The 4,063-nt window shown below is 50.7% G+C and carries 4 protein-coding genes; 3 read left to right on the top strand and 1 reads right to left on the bottom strand.

Going from position 1 to position 4,063, the window contains the following annotated elements:
• Together AC13CN_RS02465 and AC13CN_RS02460 are read left to right on the top strand one after the other, a co-directional pair.
• On the top strand, positions 1–180 hold a 180-nt coding region (locus tag AC13CN_RS02465; RefSeq protein WP_483052985.1), incomplete at its 5' end, for a hypothetical protein.
• Positions 181–191: 11 nt separating this feature from the next.
• Complete coding sequence (locus tag AC13CN_RS02460; protein WP_253557370.1) at positions 192–1,190, top strand: GmrSD restriction endonuclease domain-containing protein; 999 nt, start codon at positions 192–194, stop codon at positions 1,188–1,190.
• Positions 1,191–1,643: 453 nt separating this feature from the next.
• Here AC13CN_RS02460 and AC13CN_RS02455 read toward each other — a convergent pair whose 3' ends face one another.
• Positions 1,644–2,432, bottom strand: coding sequence for a helix-turn-helix transcriptional regulator (locus tag AC13CN_RS02455; RefSeq protein WP_034819422.1), 789 nt, complete (start codon positions 2,430–2,432; stop codon positions 1,644–1,646).
• Between the two features lie 98 nt (positions 2,433–2,530).
• Here AC13CN_RS02455 and AC13CN_RS02450 point away from each other — a divergent pair, with 98 nt between their 5' ends.
• Entirely contained in the window at positions 2,531–3,742 is a 1,212-nt protein-coding gene (locus tag AC13CN_RS02450) for an MFS transporter (RefSeq protein ID WP_233420303.1), read from the top strand.
• Positions 3,743–4,063 lie beyond the last annotated feature (321 nt).

Raw genomic sequence — 4,063 nt, 5'->3', positions numbered from 1 at the left:
GTGGCTGGTGAGGGTGCGGCGACTGGCGCGGAACTTTATGTTGGGCATGGCACTGTCTGGGTGAATGGCGATAATGGCTATATTGCCATGCAGGTCAGTGGGTTAGAAGTGCTTCCGGGGGCCGGTCTCACGGATTCAGGAATCTGTCCCGAGATGACTTTCATAGCGCTATTCGGCTGATCGAGGCTTATGTGTTCCGTCGTGCCGTTTGTGCCATCCCCACAAACTCGCTGAACAAGAGCTTTGCGACCTTTCACAAATCATTGCAGAAGAACCGTTACCTGGAGAGCATCAAGGCTCACCTGCTCGGTTTGAAGTCATACAGGCGTTTTCCGAATGACGAAGAGTTCAAAAGGGAACTGGCAGTACGCGATCTCTATAACTTCCGCAGTCGGAGTTACTGGTTACGCCGCCTGGAGAATTTCGAGCGCAAGGAACGGGTTCCGGTCGACGAATACACGATCGAACACATCATGCCGCAGAATGAGAATCTGTCTGCTAGATGGAAGGATGAGCTAGGTCCGGAATGGAAGCGTGTGCATGAAACCTGGCTGCATACGCTGGGTAATCTGACTCTTACGGGCTACAACTCAGAGTACAGCGACCGAGCTTTCATCGAGAAGCGCGATATGCAGGGCGGATTCAAACAAAGCCCTCTACGGCTCAACGAGGGCTTGGGAGCTGTAGAAGCATGGAATGAGGACTCAATTAAGAATCGGGCCGCCAAGCTGGCCCAGGAAGCGGTGCGGGTTTGGGCGGCTCCGGTATTGCCGGACGAGATCCTCGATACCTACCGCAACGTGGCCGTCAAACCAGAAGCCTACAACCTTGAGGATCACCCTCAACTCGCAAACGGGACCCCAATGCGCGCTCTATTTGAGCAGCTCCGAAAGGAAGTCCTGGCGCTCGACACGAGCGTCACTGAAGAAGTCCTCAAGCTCTATATAGCGTTCAAAGCCGAGACGAACTTTGTCGATGTGGTCCCGCAAAAGACCCGTTTGCGACTGTCTTTGAATATGCCGTTTCACGAGTTGAGCGATCCGAAAGGGATGGCTCGTGACGTGACCAACCTCGGACGTTGGGGAAATGGCGATGTGGAAGTAGGGTTTAGTGAGGAATCTGAGCTTGCCTATGTAATGGGGCTCATTCGACAGGCGTTCGAAAAGCAGATGGGGAACGATGCTGATTGAGCGGTGAGAACAGCGCCCCGACAACTGGGGCGGAAAGTAGTGGCTGGATGATGACACTGAGTGAGAGTTCTCCAACAGCGGTAGGGGACTCTCCTGGAGAACTTTCCAATCGCTACACATACCTATCTGATTTGGATAACTTTGAGCTCATTCCATGCGCTCTATTAGGCGGCCTCTTGGAGATATGATCTGCACATACGCTATTAATCTGGATAAGTTGTCGTCGGAATCCCAGTGCGTGAGTTTTCCAAATCAGGTGGAAACGACGGGCTCTTAGTCCAATAACCTCCATGCCAGTGTTTCTGAGCCTGACCCATTCCGAAGAGCCTCGAAAAGGACTCGTTGCTCATTTCTTAATGTTTTCCAGAATCGACGTTTACTTATACGACGTGGATGGGGCTCTGAAAGGGCCTTTATAATATTTTATTTCTCTCCCGAAATAATTGCGTGCAACTACTCAATCCTCTGTGCATAAACAACCAATCGGAGATGACGATCAGCATCGACGGTCATTGAAGTGTGTTCAAAAGAGATAGTCTCACTCTCCATTTTCATATCCCTGACACCTTGACACGGGGCGTCAACATCATGGCGATTCCACCATTGCCTGAAGTCAGGAGAAGCCTTCTGTAAATTGGTAACCAGAGCCTGGATATCCGCTTCTTGCGTTGCGTGAGCGTAGTCTCGCCTAAAACTGGATAACATCTGAGCCGCCTGATTGTCCCAGTCAACCAGACGTTCGCGGAGAGCGGGATCTGTGAATAGCATCCAAAGCAGGTTGCGTTGCCCAGGAGGATGGCGATTGAAGCCAAAAAGCCGGTCGGCCTCCTCGTTGAAAGCCAACACATCCCACCGTAGGTTAAGTACATAAGTGCCGTGAGGCGATAAGTCTCTCATCAGCCTCAATATTAAAGGCGGAACTTTACAGTAAGTCTTGCCAGGTTCCGGCGGCAGCCTGTCATGAGCGAGCAAAAACAGATGCCTACGTTCGGCGGCATCCAGTTTCAGCGCTTGGGCCAAGTTATCGAGAAACGAGGAAGACGTACTAATATCTCGCCCCTGTTCGAGCCATGTATACCAAGTGAGTCCCACCCCTGATAGAGCGGCAACTTCTTCACGCCGCAACCCTGGTGTCCGTCTACGCCCCCCACTAGGGAGCCCCACGTCTGTAGGAGCCAGACGTTCTCGCCGTGATTTCAAGAAAGCAGCTAGCTCCTTTCTTGTACGCTCTAACTTACTCATGTGTTTCCTGTTGCTTTTAGTAATAGCATAAATGGTTAAATTGTAACACCTTAATGCTGCTTATAGAATGACGGCTTTTCCACTAGGAGAGTCTATTTATGAGCTCAAATAATGAAATGTGCGTCCCAGAGAGTGCGCCCACGATCACGACAAACTCGAATTCACTCATAGTTTACTTAATTGCTTTAGGCGCTTTTGCGCTGGGTATGGCTTCTTATGTTACCGCTGGGTTAATACCTCTGATTGAACAGTCTTTCGGAGTCTCCGTTGGCGTGGCTGCTCAGCTTGTGACAGCTTTTACTCTCGCCTATGGCATTGGGTCACCGATCGTTGTGGCTTTGTTACCAGGAAACCGGCAACGAAATGGGCTATTAGCTGCGCTTGGGTTATTTGTTCTGTCAAACGCTGCGAGCGCACTATCCACAGACTTTTACTTTCTGCTTGCTTTCCGTGCCTTAGCAGGGGTTGGGTCCGGTGTTTATCTTGCAATGGGGATCGCGATCGCGGCGTCACTGTCATCCTCAGCTCGTGGCAAAGCAATAGCTATTATCATGGGAGGAATGGCGGCAGGTACTGTTTTGGGCGTTCCGGGAGGACTTGTACTGGCGGAAAAACTCGGTTGGGCCTCCGCGCTTTGGCTGGTGACATTACTTGGAATGATAGCGTTTCTCGGGTTGGCTTGGCGACTACCAGAGCTGCCAAGTTCAGATGCCGTACCGTTACGTAAAAAGTTGTCCTTGTTGGTAGATGGTCAGGTAATCGTGGTCCTGTCAGTATCTTTGCTTGCCGCTATCGCCAGTTTAGGGATGTATACCTTTTTGGCTCCTCTTATGTCTTCTTCTGAATACGGGGACGTTGACTCGATCACGCCGTTTCTATGGGTTTGGGGGATTGGAGGTGTGCTTGGCAGCTTCTTAGTAGGACCTCTCGCTGATCGCGTTAAAGGACCCCAGATGACATTGGCTATTATGTTAATTCTGGCAATATCTCTGGCTATTCTACCAGTAGTTGCGTCCTGGAATGCTTGGTTGGCAATGGTGCCAATCATTCTGTGGGGGGCCGTTGGATGGGCACTGCAGGTTCCCCAGAATAATCAGCTGATTCATGTGAGGGAATCTAAGGGTGACGGAAATCTAGCTGTAGCACTTAATGAATCGGCTTTGTATTTAGGAAGCGCTATTGGTGCTGCGGCAGGTGGTATGGCTCTGGCGATGGATTTACCGATCTGGGCATTGCCTGTTGGAGCGGGAGCTGTGGCTGTAATTGGAGCCGTATTGCAGTGTATTAACGTCCGTAGAATTGGTATCTAACTCTGATTTCCTCAAACCTATTCCTATCCTGGCTAGGATAGGAATAGTGGCTGTGAATCAAAATATGATTCTGAGTGCATATTCCGCCCTATCGTGACCGCCCATTCCGTTTGAACGTGACCGCCTATTCTGGATGATGGTGACCGCGCATTCCGTTTTATCGTGACCGATTTTGGGCAATTTTCCGGAATCGCTGGTCACGTTGCCGGAATCATCGGTCACGTTCCCCCGGAATCACATCCAACACGCTGGAATTCTTCAACTTTATTCGGCATACCCTTCTTTTTCATCACGAGGAAGTGCGGATGCCGGCTGCGAGGA

Source organism: Vreelandella sp. L-25, assembly GCF_056857535.1.
This window is presented reverse-complemented; position numbering and strand designations above follow the sequence as displayed.